Raw genomic sequence first — 13457 nt, forward strand, 5'->3', positions numbered from 1 at the left:
GCGACACTCGAGTCCAGAGGCTCCAGGTGATCGACGAGCACTCCCGTCCCGCCATCGGGGGGCGTCGGACGGAAGTCGGTCCTTGCCCCCGCCATGATCTGCTTGACAAGCGCCGGGTCCGCCTCCTCACACGAGCCCGCGCTTCCTCCCCTCGCGTGGTCCACGTCGCACGCTGCAACACTCGCGAGCACGACGAAGGCCAACAGACCGGCTACAGCGCACCTCACAGCGTGAGTGGCCCGACGCCCCTCAATCAGGATCAACACAGCCGAACAAATCGTTCCCGAGCTTGGACGTCTCGACCTTGTCCCCCCATGCCAACCAACCAGCGTCGGCCGGCGATTCCAGGTTGAAGTGGGACGCGGTGAACTCACCGGCCGGGCCCAAGAGCTTGCCGTCCGCATCCAACGCGAAGTAGAGAGGCCCGTCGTAGCCAGATATCCCGCCGGATGCATCCTTCCCACCAAGCACCGTGGTGACCAGCAACACCACCAGCTGATCGGCACCGAACTTCCGGTCCTTCTCCGGCAGCTGCCCGACGCCGGACTTCAGCAGCTCAAGGTGGTCGACAAGCACTCCCGTCCCGCCATCGGGAGGCGTGGGACGGAAGTTGGTCTTCGCCCCAGCCATGATCTGCTTGACCACCGCCGGGTCAGCCTCTTCGCACGAGCGCCGCGGTCCTCCGGTACCGCCATCCGCGTCGCACGCAGCACCCGCCGTCAGCACGACGAATGCCATCAGACCGCCCACGGCGCACCGAGCGGCTCGCCACGGTCCCACGGGAACGCGGCCCTCAGCCCCGATTGACACACCCAAACAAGTCAAAGCCGAGTTTCGTGTTCTCGACCTTGTCCCCCCATGGCAACCAACCAGCATCGGCCGGCGACTCGAGATCGAAGTACGGAGTCGAGAAAGTGCCGACCGGCCCCAGCAGCTTGCCTTCCGAGTCCAGAGCAAGGTATAGAGCCCCGTCGAAGCCCTTGATCCCCCCTGACGCGTCCTCTCCACCAAGCACCGTAGAGACCAGCAGTACGACTAACTTGTCGGCACCGAACTTCCTGTCCTTCTCGGGCAGCTTCGCGACACTCGAATCCAGAGGCTTCAGGTGATCGACGAGCACTCCAGCCGAGCCGTCAGGAAGAGTCGGACGAAAGTTGGTTCGTGCTCCCGCCATGATCTGCTTGACCACCGCCGGGTCAGCCTCGGCACACGGACCGCGCCCGCCTTGATCCGAGCCGTCTGCGTCGCACGCAGCGCCTGTCGCCAACAGCGTCATAGCAACGGCACAAGCCATCGCTTGCCTAAACATCAAGTTCCTCCCACGACATGCGGCTCACGGACAGGTCATAGTCCTCGACGTCGAGCTCATCGAACGGCCCGTCGAACGCCGTGACTCGGACCAGCAACAGACGGCCCGACTCCGGATGGACCACACCATAGGTCAACACATCCGTCGCAGCAGAGCCGCCGCCGGAACGTGTGCGCACGCACGCGTACTCGGCCGCGTGCTCGATCAGCTCGCCTTCGGCTCCGAGACGGCTCTGCACCCCCGCGCGTGACGGATCACCGGTCTCCTCGCCGGGGGGCCAAGCGAACAGCAGACCAACAGACGGCTCGGAACGGATGCGGAACATCAACAGCACGCCGCCGAGTGCCTTGGTGCTGGCGATCCACGACGTGGGGTCGGGGGTGGCTCCGTCCAGCAGCCGTGTCAGCTCGGCGACCTGGCTTTCGTCGTCGAGGCCGACCCGCACCCATTCGCCCGGCAGCGCGAAGACGACCTCCGGTTTCTCGGCCTGCGACATCGTCATCGGACCTTCGCCTTCGGAGTCTCGAACTTCGACCAGTCGAACGAATCGAGGCCGTGAGCCGAAACGGGATTGCGGGTGGTCGAGTCGACCGTGACCTGCGCACCGGCCGCCGGCCGGATACCCCCGGCGTCTTGCCCATTGGTCAGGATGTCTGGGGCAGTGTGATAGTTGACGATCTGCTTCTCGCTCGTGCCGTGCCCACCGGCGGCCTTGGCCAGCAAGTAGTTGCCCTCACCGATGCTCGCCGCGTTGAACGTCTTGGCAGGATTGCCCGTCGCGACGCTGGCGATGCTGGCGAGCGAGCCGCCCAGGGAGTGCCCGGTGTACTCGATGTCATGGTTCTTGAACCGCGGATCCGCAGCCACGGACTTCGCGACCTCGATGGCCTGCCGGGCCTGGTTGCTGGGCAGATCGGTCGCATTGATGGCATTGTCGCGCCAGTCCTTGACTGACTCCATGGAGGTGCCTCGGTAGGCAAGGACCACGGTGTCAGTGCCTTTCTTCTTGAACGCGACGGCGTAGAAGCCGTCCGTCCCGGGGTAGTCCTGAACTCGCTCCCAGCCTTTCGGCGCACCTGAGGGCTTGTAGGCGAAGTTGGCGAGGTCCTGGCGTTCCTTGACCTCGGCCAGGAAATCTGGATAGGTCAGGTCGCGAAGCGCCGCACGATCAGCAACCTTCGTGTCTTTCATGCGCCGATCATTCAGTCCGAGATCCCGACGGATCTTCCCGGCAATCAACGCCATGACGCCAGCCACGAGCGCGGCGGCACCGTCGAGGACGAACTCGATGACGTCCCACACTTTCTTGCCGAGCGAGATCAAGAAGTCGATCGTCGCCTTCACCGAGTTGACCACGGCGTCGAAGACGATCTTCGCAGCGCTCGCCACCAGGTGGCCGATCGCCACGGCCGCCTTGCGACCGAGCTCGAACAACGTCTCGATGGCTTCGCCAGCGGCCTTGAGCGCCGACTCGATGGCGTCGACGAAGGCTTCGCCGACGGCCTCCAAAGCGCGGACCGCCCCGCGGACGATGCCGCCGATCAGGTCGATGACCTTGTCGATGCCGTCGAGCACCGCGTTGACGCCCCATTCGGCCGCGTTGCCGATGGCCTTGGCCATGCTCTTCACGTCACCGAGGTCGAAGGCTCCGGGGGCGACGGGGCGCATCGTGGGCGTGGGCGGGTGGGGATCCCACGACAGCAGGCGCTCGACGACCTCGTGGGCGAACTTCGCCAGGCCGGACGTCGCTGCGCCGGTGATGTCGCCGAGGATCGGGACGTCCTCGACCTTGTCGTCGAGGCCCTCGATCCCGCGCTTGATCTCGTCGGCGAGGTGCTGGGCGCCGGCCTTGCCCTCGCGGCGGTAGGTGGTCGCCGCCGACTCCATGTCGCGGCGGGCGGACCGTGCGATTCGATCGGTCTCCTCCCACTGCGTGCAGTAGTCGCGAACCTGCGTTGCGGCTTGGTAGTGCGTCTCCGACACGCTGTCGACGGCACGCCGCGCGGCGGCCACCCGCAGGTCGAACGCGGCAGCCGCTTCGCCGTTCCAGCCCTGGGAGACAAGCTGCGACAGCCGATCGATCTCGTTGGCGGTGTCGTGGACGCGCTGCGCCCGCGCCTCGAGATCGGTCGCCGCGTCCTGCACCGTGGCCAGCTCGCCCTTGGGGACGGGCACCGTCAATGAGTCGCCCATCAGTCGTCCGTCGGCACTCTGGAAGCGAGCTCCCGGTCGGTCGCCTCGACGACGTCGGCGGTCATCTCGAGCTCGGTGCCGAAGCCTCTCAGGCCCTCGACGACTCCGGTGTGGGCGCTCTTCAGGGTGCGCAGCAGGTCATCGACGGCGGACTTGACGTCGTCCTGGGAGGTGCCGGACGAGACGTTCGACAGCGACGTCTCGGCACCCTGCGCCTCGATGGCCAGGCTGTCGGCGAGTCGCCGGGTGTCTCGGCCGAGTCCGCGCACGGCGTCGCCGTCGAAGTCCAGGGTCATCGCACGATGGTAACAGCGTGTTACCTATCGCAACCACCCTCTGAACGGCACCATCCGCCGTCCATCGAGTGAACGAACAGAGACGCAGCAAGCCCGGGCGGGCGGCACGCCTGGAGTCAGCGCCAGATGCCGCGATCGGCCTTCTTCGCCGACCGCTCGGCGCGCTTGTACAGGCCCTTCTTGGTCAGCGGAGCGCACGTCCTGGCGTCGTAGAACCTGGCCCATCCCTTCAGCAGCTGCGCCCGGTTGACATCTGTGGAGCCCCGTCGCACGTAGCGCAGCATGCGACCGTACTGGTCGTCGTACGGCTGCGTCGGGTCGCTCGTGAGGGTGACCGTCCTGCCCACGGGCGTGAGCTTCTTCAGCGCCTTCGTCGCGGCCCCGTAGTCCTTCCGTCCCCGCTCGGGCGTGTCGATGCCGAGCAGTCGGACCTTCGTGCGAGCTCCGTCGACCCGGGCACGGAGGGTGTCACCGTCGATCACCCGCTCCACGACGGCTCTCTGTGTGACCTTCGCGTTCTGCACGCACCGCGACACGAGAGGTGCCGGGGCAGGCTGCGGGGCCAGCGGCGCAGGCGATGTGCTGCACGGGCACGGCAGCGTCTCGCACGCGAGGCCGTCGCCCTCCGCATCCAGACGGTGCGGGTCGGCCGCCGGTCCGCCGTTGGCGAGATAGAACGCCTGCGCGTCAGCCTGGGTGGCGAAGTCCGAGCAGTCCTTGTCGACGAATGCGTACGCGGGAGTCGCCACCAGCACCACCACGCCCACCAAGGCGGTGACGAGCACTGAGGCGAGGGCACGGCGGCGATGAGTCATCGCGCGAGCGTAGCCCCGCAGCGTCCCGCGCCTGGGCGAAACGACCAGATCCGGCACGCGGCACGAAAGGCCTCGCCCCGTCGGCGGCGATCCCGCTCGGACGAGCCGAGCACGTCCAGTTCGACGCCGGTGGCGCTACTTCTTCTTGGTGATCTTGAGGGTGTCGAAGCCTCGGCGGTTGATCGCTGAGCCGATGACCTTGACCGTGTGCATGCCGCTCCTGGATGACCTGGGGATCTTGACCGTGCGGGTGATCGTGCCGGCCTTGGACGCCTTGCCCGTGGCGACATCCTTGCCGGCGATACGGAGCGTGTAGGTCTCACCAGCGGCCAGCCCACGGACCGTGACAGTGATCCTCTTGCCGGTCTTGGCTGTGGCGGGGGCCTTGACGATGAACGTGGTTGCCGGCAGCACCGCGGGTGCACTCGGCTTGAGGGGTACGACGGGCACGTCGGGTGTCACCGGCACGTCGACGGTGTCCTGGGTCCAGCCGGCGTACGCGGTGTCGGTGGTCGTGTCGGAGAAGTCGAACGCGGTCGTCAGGTCGGCGTCGGCGTACCAACCGGTGAACGTCCAACCCGCTTCGGTCGGCTCCTCAGGTTCGGTGGTTGCCGTGCCGTACGTGATGTCCTGGCCCTCGATGGCCGAGCCGTGGCCACCCAGGTCGAAGGTCACCGGGACGGTCGTGGTCGTCGTGTAGCCCTTCCACGTGCCGGCGGTGTATCCGCCATCGAACGTGCTGGAGTCGAACTCCCACGGGTAGGTGACGATCAACTTGTTCGGACTGCCCAACGATCCCCCCTCCTCACCAGCGATCATCGTTCCGGCCGGGGTGAAGGTCGTGGGAGGCGCACCGAGAAATGTGAGCGAGGTCAACCATCGACTGCCGTTCTTGAAGGCGCGGGCACCGATCGTGGTGACCGACGCAGGGATCGTCACCGTGGGCATGGGATTCTCCGCAAATGCGTAGTCGCCGATCTCGATGAGGTTGTCAGACAGCGTGAGATCGCTGATACCCCAACTGCTCAAGCCACTGACCTTGGTCACCTTGTACTCGACACCACCGAACGTCACCGAGCTCAGCATGTGCAAGTCGGAGGTGTCCCCCTGCGACTCAGCGAGCTCGGCACCCAAGCTCGGATTGTCGGTGTCGAAGTAGTAGAAGTAACCGTCGTCCACGACGTGATGGGACGTCGCGCTGGCCGACTGGGCCGCGAAGAGGCTTCCGCCACAGAGCGCTGCGGTGGTTGCTACGACCGCGAGGAGCCTGGGCATGAGACGAACGCGTTGATTCACGAGGATCCATCTACTGGGGACCAAGATCTGGTCGAGTCGGGTGAGCGGCCAACGATCTGAGAGTCCCCACCATCAGGTCAGCGGGAGTCTAGCGCCGCCTGGGTGCCTGGATGACTGGAATCAAGGAGTCTGTTCACCGTCACGAGCCCGGACGTCTTGGGGACGGCTCGTGGCCGGGCGACCGCCGCCCCGACGGGCTACCGTGAGCCTGCCCGGTTCACCGACCATGTCGAGGACGACCACCATGCCGCACAGCGCTACCCGCAAGGTCGTGCTCCACGGTCACGAGCTCTCCTACGCCGACCGCGGCGAAGGCCCGGTGGTGCTGTTCATCCACGGCATCCTCGGCAGGCAGCAGCAGTGGTCGCACCTGGTCGACCGGCTGGACGACGACCACCGGGTGGTCCTGCCCGACCTGTTCGGTCACGGCGAGTCGGCCAAGCCCATGGGCGACTACTCGCTCAGCTCCCACGCCGCCACGATGCGCGACCTGCTCGACCACCTCGGCGTCGAGCGCGTCACGCTCGTCGGGCACTCGCTCGGCGGCGGCATCGCGATGCAGTTCTTCTACCTGTTCCCCGAGCGGGTCGAGCGTCTCGTCCTGGTGTCGAGCGGCGGTCTGGGTCGCGAGGTCAACGTGGTCCTCCGGTCGGCGACCCTGCCAGGTGCCGCCCAGGTGCTGAGCGTGCTGGCATCGGCACCCGTCCTCTCCCAGGTCGAGGCGCTGGGCCGCCTCGCGTCGAAGGCCGGGTGGAGGCCCGGTGCCGACATCGGCGCGATCTGGCGGGGCTTCAGCTCGCTCGGCGACCGCGAGAGCCGCCGCGCATTCTTGTCGACGACGCGCGCTGTCATCGACATCGGCGGGCAGAGCATCAGCGCCCACGACCACCTCGAGGGCTCGCTGCCCGTGCCGACCCTGATCGTGTGGGGCTCGAAGGACCACATGATCCCCGCCTCGCACGCGCTCAGCGTCGCCGAGTCGCTGCCGGAGTGCCGCGTCGAGATGTTCGAGGGCGCAGGGCACTTCCCGCACCTGGACGACCCCGACCGCTTCGCCCGCGTGCTGCGCGACTTCATCGCCTCGGACGACGGCTCCGATCCGTCCTGATGCGACGCCTGGCTGGAGCAGCTGTCCGTCCAGCAGTGAAGGATGGGTCGCATGACCCTGCTCGACGACTTCGTGTCGAAGGACCGCGGCCGGATCCTGCACGCCACCTGGGAGGTGTTCCGCACCCGCGACCCCGAGGTGCTGGCACCGCTGGCGAAGCAGCTGCGGCGTATCGACCAGGCCACGGACGACATCGACCTCGGGGGTGCTCTCGCGTCCAACGCGCAGCACGTGGGCCACGCCATCGAGCGCCTGCGCCTGTTCGCCGACGGCGAGTGCCTGTGCGCCGCCTATGCCGACCACATGTTCTACGAGCCTGCCAAGGAGGAGTCGTACGGCTACGTGCAGATCGTGGAGGAGATCCCGGTCTTCACCGAGAAGGGATTCCCCGACCGACCCAAGCGCGTCTGCGAGTGCACCGACTGCGGGCGGATCTTCGACGTCCAGGAGGGCGAGTACCACTACCCCTGGTGGAAGTGGACGCCGCGCGGCAAGCGTCCTCTCACGAAGAAGAGACGATGACGAGGAGCCCTCGGTGGACCGCAAGGAGCTGAAGTCGAAGGGTGTCGCAGCGCGCGGCTACGGCAACGCGTTGTTCCTCGACGAGGGCGACGACGTCGAGCCGGACGCCGTGGTCTTCACGCCGCACGACGGGGCCTGGACGGTCTTCGCGACCGATGGCGAAGGGACGCTGATCGAGTCGACGCGGCGGACGTTCGCGACCGACGCCGAGGCGTTCGACTACATGCACCGGTGCCTGCACGAGCAGATCGCCTCGCGCCGGGCGGCCCGGACGGAGCAGCGGCAGGCCGAGACGACGAGGCCCCGACCGAGCCTGTTCTCGATGTATCGCCAGATGGGCCTGACGGGCGTCCTGACGGTCTTCGCGTCGATCGCGACGGCATGGGGCTGGCTGTGGATCTCGCCGTTCACCTGGACCACCGAGGACCGATTCGCGCTCTACGCCGGCGATCGCGGCTCCTACATCTTCGACGCTGGGAGCGGCGTCTGGGTCGTGACCGCCTGCTACCTCCTGGCCACGGTCAACATGGGCGAGCAGTGGTCGCTCGGCCGGCACGACGGCGGACGTCTGGCGCGCCGGTCGATCGGCGTGGCTCTCGGAACGGCGGTGTTCTCGACCGTCGCGCTGATCTGCATGACGATCCGGTCCGACGAGATCGGCAGCCTGCTGTTCTGGCTGCCGCCATCGCTGGCGCTGCTCAGTTCCGTCGTCGTCGGGCTGGGACTGTTCGCCACCACCGCTCGCTCACCTGCGTGAGCCGGGTGCGGCTGGGCCGCCACCCGCCGAGCACGATCTGTGACGCGCAGGGCGTCACGGCACGCCCATGACGCCGTCGGCGTCACACATCGGAGGACGTCAGACGTTGAAGCGGAACTCCACGACGTCGCCGTCGGCCATGACGTACTCCTTGCCCTCCATGCGCACCTTGCCGACGCTCTTGGCGGCAGCCATCGAGCCGGCCTCGAGCAGGTCGTCGAACGAGACGATCTCAGCCTTGATGAAGCCGCGCTCGAAGTCGGTGTGGATGACGCCGGCGGCCTGCGGGGCGGTCGCACCCTGCGGGATCGTCCAGGCGCGCGACTCCTTGGGGCCGGCCGTGAGGTAGGTCTGCAGGCCCAGGGTGTCGAAGCCGACCCGCGCGAGGGCGTCCAGCCCGGGCTCCTCGACGCCCATGTCGGCGAGCATCTCGGCGCGCATGATCTCGGCATCCTCGTCGTCGCCCAGCTCGACCAGCTCGGCCTCGCCCTTGGCGTCGAGGAAGATCGCCTCCGACGGTGCGACGAGGTCGCGCATCTGCTGCTTGAGCGCCTCGTCCTTGAGCTCGTCGGCGTCGCAGTTGAAGACGTAGATGAACCGCTTGGACGTCATCAGGTGCAGGTCGCGCAGCAGGTCGAGGTCGAGCCCGGCCTTCAGCACGCCGGTGCCAGCCTCGAGCGCCTCCTTGGCCTTCTTGGCCTCCTCGAACGCGGGGACGAGCGACTTGTCCTTGCGCGACTCCTTGTCGAGCCGCGGCAGCGCGTTCTCGAGGGTCTGCAGGTCGGCGAGGGCCAGCTCGATCGAGATCGTCTCGATGTCGTTGGCGGGGTTGACGTCGCCGTCGACGTGCGTGACGTCCTCGTCGCGGAACACGCGGGTGACCTGGCAGATCGCGTCGGACTCGCGGATGTGCGACAGGAACTTGTTGCCCATCCCCTCACCCTCGGAGGCACCGCGCACGATGCCGGCGATGTCGACGAACTGCACCGTCGCCGGGAGGATCTTCTCCGATCCGAAGATCTTGGCCAGCTCGGCCAGGCGCGAGTCCGGGACGCCGACCACGCCGACATTCGGCTCGATCGTCGCGAACGGGTAGTTCGCCGCGAGGACGTCGTTCTTGGTCAGTGCGTTGAAGAGGGTCGACTTGCCCGCGTTGGGGAGTCCGACGATGCCGATGCTGAGAGCCACGAGGGACGATCCTACGTCGTCAGGGGCGGTCGAGGCGAAACGCCCGCAGCTCCCGGTCGTACCAATCGCTGCGCAGGCCGAGGTCGGTCATGCCGAGACGACGGCAGACCGCCTGCGACCGGACGTTGTCGGGGTTCGTGACGGCGTAGACCTCGGGGATGCCGGACGCGAACGCGCGCTCGACCAGGGCCGTCGCCGCCTCGGTGGCGTATCCACGCCCCCAGACGTCCGGGTGCAGGTGCCAGCCGATCTCGTGAGCGTCCCGCCCGAAGCCCTCGCTGGCCGGGATGGGCACGAGGACGGCCATGCCGACAGGCGCTTCGACCTCGTGCGGGACGACCGCGAACACGTCCGCGGCCGGGTGGTCGCCGCGGCGGACGGGCATCCGCTCGATGCGGTCGACGGCCTCCTGCCGGTCGACCATGGGCACCCCGCGCCCGCTCCACCGAGCGACCTCGGGCCGGCTCATGAGAGCGAACAGGGCGTCGGTGTCGCCGAGCGTGAACGGGCGCAGGGTCAGCCGTGCCGTCTCGACGGTCATCACTGCTTGCTCCCCGTGACGGCCAGCGCGCCACCGAGCCCGATCATCATGACGCCCCCACCCGCACCCGCCCGGGCGAGCCGCCGCGGGTCGCGGGCGAACCACTGCCGCGCGGTGCCGGCCGCGAGCGCCCAGACGCTGTCGCATGCGAGCGCGATGACGAAGAAGATGCCGCCGAGCAGTGCGAGCTGCAGGGGTACGCCGCCGGACTCGTGGCTCACGAACTGCGGCAGCACCGCGACGAAGAACACGATCGTCTTCGGGTTGGTGACGCCGACAACGAACCCCTCGAGCACGAGGCGGGCGGACGTCGGCCGTGTCGCCGATTGACCGACATCTGCACCGACATGATCGTGGCGGTGGCGGATCGCCTGGACGCCGAGGAAGACGAGGTAGACCGCGCCGACGAGCTTGACGATGAGAAGCACGACCAGCGACCGCGACACTAGCGCGCCGATGCCCACGGACACTGCGACGATCGCCGGGACCATGCCCAGCGCGTTGCCGAGGACGCTGAGGAAGCCGCCCATGCGTCCCAGAGACAGGGAGCGCCCGATGACGAACAGGACGCTGGGCCCGGGGATGACGATGAGGGCGAGCGCGGCGAGGGCGAAGGCAGCAGCGTGGTCGGCGGGCAGCATGGACGTCCTCTCGATCGGTCGGACCCCGAATCTATCGCGTCGATCCGATGTCCCTGAATAACTTTTGAAGAGGTTCTCTGGCGCTCAGTCGGTTCTTGCGCCATGCTGGGGCCACCCCGACCAGACAGGCACCCGACATGCGAGCTCTCAGCAGCATCGATCCGTCCGCGGCCCCTGATCGTCTCGCGGGTCCGCTCGACGCCCTCGACCGTCATGCGGCCGACCTCAGCCGAGTCGCCGCCACGCTGACCGACGACGTCGAACACGCGACCGTGCTCGTCGTCCGGGCCCTCGCGGCGTGCACCGCAGGCGAGCTCGGGTTCCGTGACCTCAGCGCCCACGTCGTGACCGATTGGCTCTACGGCGACGACGCCGAGCCGTCCTTGTCCGAGCTGCCTGCCGAGGTGTCGATCCTCCACGACCTCCGCGGCTTGCCCCCGACCGAGCGCGCGCTGCTCGCCCTGTGCCGGTTCGGCGACCACACCTACCGCGATGCCGCTGACGCCCTCGGCGTCACCCATCTGACGGCGGCGTCGCTGCTGACCGCGACGGTGCGCAGTCTCGCCGTGGCCGGGCCGGTGGACGGCCTCGCCGACAGCGCCTGAGACCGCCGCTCCCCCACCGACCGGGTCGTAGGGTGCTGGCATGACCGTCATCAAGATCAACGCCATCACCGTGCCCGAGGGATCCGGCGACGAGCTCGCCCACCGCTTCGCCGCACGGGCCGGAGCCGTCGACGGAGCCCAGGGCTTCCAGGGCTTCGAGCTGCTCAAGCCCACCGACGACCGCACCCAGTGGCTGGTGCTGACGCGCTGGGCCAGCGAGGACGACTTCCAGGCGTGGGTCAGCTCGCCGTCGTTCGCCGAGGGCCACCGCTCCGCCGCCGAGCGCGCCGGCGGCGACGCGCCGAAGCCCGTCTCGACGCACAGCGAGATCTGGAGCTACGAGGTCGCCGGGGGCTCGCAGGGCTGAGCCCCGCCGAGCGGTGCATTCCCGTCCCCGAGTGGTGCGGACTGGACAGACACGCCGTCCCAGAATGGCCACTCTGCACCGCTCGCGGAACGGGCGGGCGGAAGTGTCGGAGGTCGCCGACATGCTGAGCGCATGGACGTCTTCCCCCTCCTCCTCACCGCGCTGCTGGCCCTCGTGGCCGGTCTGTCGCTCGGCGTGCTGCTCGGCAGCCGCCGCGCACCGTCGGCATCCGCCCACGACCTGAGCCTGTCGCGAGCGGCCACGGCTGAGGCCGTCGAGCCCGTCCGCGAGAGCCTCGATCGCTTCGGCCAACGACTGCGAGAGCTCGAGTCGAGCCGCATCGAGTGGCACACCCAGCTACGAGAGCAGGTCGACGCCGTCCGGGTCACGAGCGACTCCCTGCGCAAGGAGACCGCCTCGCTCGCGACGGCACTGCGCCGCCCACAGGTGCGGGGCCGGTGGGGCGAGATGCACCTCAAGCGCACCGCCGAGCTCGCCGGCATGCTCGACCACTGCGACTTCGAGCTGCAGGTCAGCGTCGGTGACGCCGACTCGATGCTCCGGCCCGACATGGTCGTGCGGCTAGCCGGCGACAAGCGAGTCGTCGTCGACTCCAAGGTGCCGCTCGACGCCTATCTCGACGCAGCGCAGGCCGGCACCGAGGCCGAGGCCGCCGAGCACCTGCGACGCCACGTCAAGCAGGTACGCACGCACATCGACCAGCTGGCCGCCAAGTCGTACTGGTCGCAGTTCGACCAGACGCCCGAGTTCGTGGTGCTGTTCGTGCCCGGCGAGTCGATCCTGTCGGCGGCGCTCGAGGCCGAGCCCACCCTGCTCGAGCACGCCTCGGCCAAGAAGGTCGTGCTGGCCACGCCGACGACGCTGATCGCGCTGCTGCGCACCGTCGCCTACGCCTGGACTCAGGAGCAGCTCGCCGCCAACGCCCGCGAGATCCAGACGATCGCCCGTGAGATGTACGACCGCATCGGCACCGTCGCCGGTCACGTCGACAAGCTGGGACGCTCGCTGGAGTCGACCGTGCGGTCGTACAACGAGGCCGTCAGCTCGATCGAGTCGCGCTTCCTGGTCACGGCCCGACGCTTCAACGCCCTGCACGTGGCCGACACACCGGTCGACCCGCCCCGTCTCGTCGAGACGACACCCCGTTCATTGACCGCTCCCGAGCTCGTCGATGAACTACCGTCATGGTCATGACGCAGGCGGTGCGCACCCCACCCCCTCGCTCGGCGCGGCGCGACCTGACCGCCCGCCAGGCGATCATCGCCTCGTGCGTCGCAATGACCGCGATCGTGCTTCTCGACCTCGTCGACGGACAGCTCGACCTGCTCTACTCGGTCGGCTTCGTGCTGATCGCCGTCACCGCACCCATGAGCGTCGGCACCAGGCACCTGTTCGCGACCGGTGTGCTGGCCCCCATCCTGATGATCGCCAGCCTGCTCGCCGTGATCCTCGTCGATCCCACCGTCATCCGGGTCGAGGGCATGGACGCGGACGCCGGCACGTTCGCGCGTCTGATCGCCGGCACGCTCGACCACGGCATGACGCTGTTCGTCGGCGGCGGACTGGCCCTCGCCGTGATCGCCCTGCGCCTCGCCGCCGACCGCGGTCGTCCCGCCCGCCGCTGACCCCCTGGCTGTTTCCCAGGTGAACCCCGGAAACAGGGGCCTCGCACGGGGATCTTCTCGGGGTCACCCCGAAAGCCGACACCTCACCCCGGTTGCAACCCGTGCGAGGTGCAAGATCTCGGGGTCACCCCGAAATCTGCGGCACTGGCGGCGAGGATTCCCAGGTGAACCTG

17 protein-coding genes are annotated in these 13457 nt (G+C 68.2%); 7 read left to right on the forward strand and 10 right to left on the reverse strand.

Annotated elements, in window-relative coordinates; all coding sequences use genetic code 11:
• Nucleotides 1-249 precede the first annotated feature (249 nt).
• The 7 genes from JOF40_RS00470 to JOF40_RS00500 form a co-directional block, all read right to left on the reverse strand.
• On the reverse strand, nucleotides 250-738 hold the full coding sequence (locus JOF40_RS00470; protein ID WP_129183096.1) for a hypothetical protein: 489 nt from the start codon (nucleotides 736-738) through the stop codon (nucleotides 250-252).
• Between the two features lie 55 nt (nucleotides 739-793).
• Entirely contained in the window at nucleotides 794-1189 is a 396-nt protein-coding gene (locus tag JOF40_RS00475) for a hypothetical protein (RefSeq protein WP_129183098.1), read from the reverse strand.
• A gap of 112 nt (nucleotides 1190-1301) precedes the next feature.
• Complete coding sequence (locus JOF40_RS00480) at nucleotides 1302-1811, reverse strand: hypothetical protein (protein WP_129183100.1); 510 nt, start codon at nucleotides 1809-1811, stop codon at nucleotides 1302-1304.
• The gene (locus JOF40_RS20115; RefSeq protein WP_129183102.1) at nucleotides 1808-3454 is read right to left on the reverse strand and encodes a Tle-like phospholipase domain-containing protein; all 1647 of its coding nucleotides are present in this window, start codon (nucleotides 3452-3454) and stop codon (nucleotides 1808-1810) included. Before JOF40_RS20115 ends, JOF40_RS00480 begins: the two co-directional genes overlap by 4 nt.
• Nucleotides 3455-3501: 47 nt before the next feature.
• A complete protein-coding gene (locus JOF40_RS00490; protein ID WP_129183104.1) occupies nucleotides 3502-3798 on the reverse strand; it encodes a type VII secretion target in 297 nt (98 codons plus the stop codon).
• Between the two features lie 116 nt (nucleotides 3799-3914).
• The gene (locus tag JOF40_RS00495; RefSeq protein ID WP_129183106.1) at nucleotides 3915-4613 is read right to left on the reverse strand and encodes a thermonuclease family protein; all 699 of its coding nucleotides are present in this window, start codon (nucleotides 4611-4613) and stop codon (nucleotides 3915-3917) included.
• A gap of 135 nt (nucleotides 4614-4748) precedes the next feature.
• Nucleotides 4749-5888, reverse strand: coding sequence for an InlB B-repeat-containing protein (locus JOF40_RS00500; RefSeq protein ID WP_129183108.1), 1140 nt, complete (start codon nucleotides 5886-5888; stop codon nucleotides 4749-4751).
• Nucleotides 5889-6153: 265 nt separating this feature from the next.
• Here JOF40_RS00500 and JOF40_RS00505 point away from each other — a divergent pair, with 265 nt between their 5' ends.
• From JOF40_RS00505 to JOF40_RS00515, 3 genes are read left to right on the forward strand one after another with little or no spacing between them, the layout of a single operon-like run.
• A complete protein-coding gene (locus JOF40_RS00505) occupies nucleotides 6154-7017 on the forward strand; it encodes an alpha/beta fold hydrolase (RefSeq protein WP_129183110.1) in 864 nt (287 codons plus the stop codon).
• A 51-nt stretch (nucleotides 7018-7068) separates the two neighbouring features.
• On the forward strand, nucleotides 7069-7539 hold the full coding sequence (locus JOF40_RS00510) for a hypothetical protein (RefSeq protein WP_129183112.1): 471 nt from the start codon (nucleotides 7069-7071) through the stop codon (nucleotides 7537-7539).
• A 13-nt stretch (nucleotides 7540-7552) separates the two neighbouring features.
• The gene (locus JOF40_RS00515) at nucleotides 7553-8296 is read left to right on the forward strand and encodes a hypothetical protein (RefSeq protein ID WP_129183114.1); all 744 of its coding nucleotides are present in this window, start codon (nucleotides 7553-7555) and stop codon (nucleotides 8294-8296) included.
• A gap of 99 nt (nucleotides 8297-8395) precedes the next feature.
• On the opposite strand, the gene ychF is transcribed toward JOF40_RS00515, so the two are convergent.
• From ychF to JOF40_RS00530, 3 genes are read right to left on the reverse strand one after another with little or no spacing between them, the layout of a single operon-like run.
• On the reverse strand, nucleotides 8396-9484 hold the full coding sequence (ychF, locus tag JOF40_RS00520; RefSeq protein WP_129183116.1) for a redox-regulated ATPase YchF: 1089 nt from the start codon (nucleotides 9482-9484) through the stop codon (nucleotides 8396-8398).
• A 19-nt stretch (nucleotides 9485-9503) separates the two neighbouring features.
• Nucleotides 9504-10025, reverse strand: a complete 522-nt coding sequence (locus JOF40_RS00525) for a GNAT family N-acetyltransferase (protein WP_129183118.1) — start codon at nucleotides 10023-10025, stop codon at nucleotides 9504-9506.
• Nucleotides 10025-10666: a LysE family translocator gene (locus tag JOF40_RS00530; protein WP_129183120.1), complete on the reverse strand. Its 642-nt coding sequence runs from the start codon at nucleotides 10664-10666 to the stop codon at nucleotides 10025-10027. The genes JOF40_RS00525 and JOF40_RS00530 overlap by 1 nt, the downstream gene beginning before the upstream one ends.
• A 137-nt stretch (nucleotides 10667-10803) precedes the next feature.
• On the opposite strand from JOF40_RS00530, the gene JOF40_RS00535 reads away from it, so the two are divergent.
• The 4 genes from JOF40_RS00535 (at nucleotide 10804) to JOF40_RS00550 (ending at nucleotide 13284) form a co-directional block, all read left to right on the forward strand.
• Nucleotides 10804-11271, forward strand: a complete 468-nt coding sequence (locus JOF40_RS00535) for a sigma factor-like helix-turn-helix DNA-binding protein (RefSeq protein WP_129183122.1) — start codon at nucleotides 10804-10806, stop codon at nucleotides 11269-11271.
• A 40-nt stretch (nucleotides 11272-11311) separates the two neighbouring features.
• Nucleotides 11312-11638: an antibiotic biosynthesis monooxygenase family protein gene (locus JOF40_RS00540; protein WP_129183124.1), complete on the forward strand. Its 327-nt coding sequence runs from the start codon at nucleotides 11312-11314 to the stop codon at nucleotides 11636-11638.
• Nucleotides 11639-11770: 132 nt separating this feature from the next.
• Complete coding sequence (locus tag JOF40_RS00545) at nucleotides 11771-12853, forward strand: DNA recombination protein RmuC (protein WP_129183126.1); 1083 nt, start codon at nucleotides 11771-11773, stop codon at nucleotides 12851-12853.
• On the forward strand, nucleotides 12844-13284 hold the full coding sequence (locus JOF40_RS00550) for a DUF6542 domain-containing protein (protein WP_209674290.1): 441 nt from the start codon (nucleotides 12844-12846) through the stop codon (nucleotides 13282-13284). Before JOF40_RS00545 ends, JOF40_RS00550 begins: the two co-directional genes overlap by 10 nt.
• Nucleotides 13285-13457: the final 173 nt, after the last annotated feature.

The sequence above is a fragment of the Aeromicrobium fastidiosum genome (assembly GCF_017876595.1).
Taxonomy (GTDB): Bacteria; Actinomycetota; Actinomycetes; order Propionibacteriales; family Nocardioidaceae; genus Aeromicrobium; species Aeromicrobium fastidiosum.

Coding starts and splice junctions, on each gene's coding strand:
- JOF40_RS00470 (WP_129183096.1), bottom strand. CDS start 738: ATGGCATTCGTCGTGCTGACGGCGGGTGCTGCGTGCGACGCGGATGGC.
- JOF40_RS00480 (WP_129183100.1), bottom strand. CDS start 1,811: ATGACGATGTCGCAGGCCGAGAAACCGGAGGTCGTCTTCGCGCTGCCG.
- JOF40_RS00525 (WP_129183118.1), bottom strand. CDS start 10,025: ATGACCGTCGAGACGGCACGGCTGACCCTGCGCCCGTTCACGCTCGGC.
- JOF40_RS00540 (WP_129183124.1), top strand. CDS start 11,312: ATGACCGTCATCAAGATCAACGCCATCACCGTGCCCGAGGGATCCGGC.
- JOF40_RS00530 (WP_129183120.1), bottom strand. CDS start 10,666: ATGCTGCCCGCCGACCACGCTGCTGCCTTCGCCCTCGCCGCGCTCGCC.
- JOF40_RS00510 (WP_129183112.1), top strand. CDS start 7,069: ATGACCCTGCTCGACGACTTCGTGTCGAAGGACCGCGGCCGGATCCTG.
- JOF40_RS00545 (WP_129183126.1), top strand. CDS start 11,771: ATGGACGTCTTCCCCCTCCTCCTCACCGCGCTGCTGGCCCTCGTGGCC.
- JOF40_RS00535 (WP_129183122.1), top strand. CDS start 10,804: ATGCGAGCTCTCAGCAGCATCGATCCGTCCGCGGCCCCTGATCGTCTC.
- JOF40_RS00495 (WP_129183106.1), bottom strand. CDS start 4,613: ATGACTCATCGCCGCCGTGCCCTCGCCTCAGTGCTCGTCACCGCCTTG.
- JOF40_RS00490 (WP_129183104.1), bottom strand. CDS start 3,798: ATGACCCTGGACTTCGACGGCGACGCCGTGCGCGGACTCGGCCGAGAC.
- JOF40_RS00505 (WP_129183110.1), top strand. CDS start 6,154: ATGCCGCACAGCGCTACCCGCAAGGTCGTGCTCCACGGTCACGAGCTC.
- JOF40_RS00550 (WP_209674290.1), top strand. CDS start 12,844: ATGGTCATGACGCAGGCGGTGCGCACCCCACCCCCTCGCTCGGCGCGG.
- JOF40_RS00500 (WP_129183108.1), bottom strand. CDS start 5,888: ATGCCCAGGCTCCTCGCGGTCGTAGCAACCACCGCAGCGCTCTGTGGC.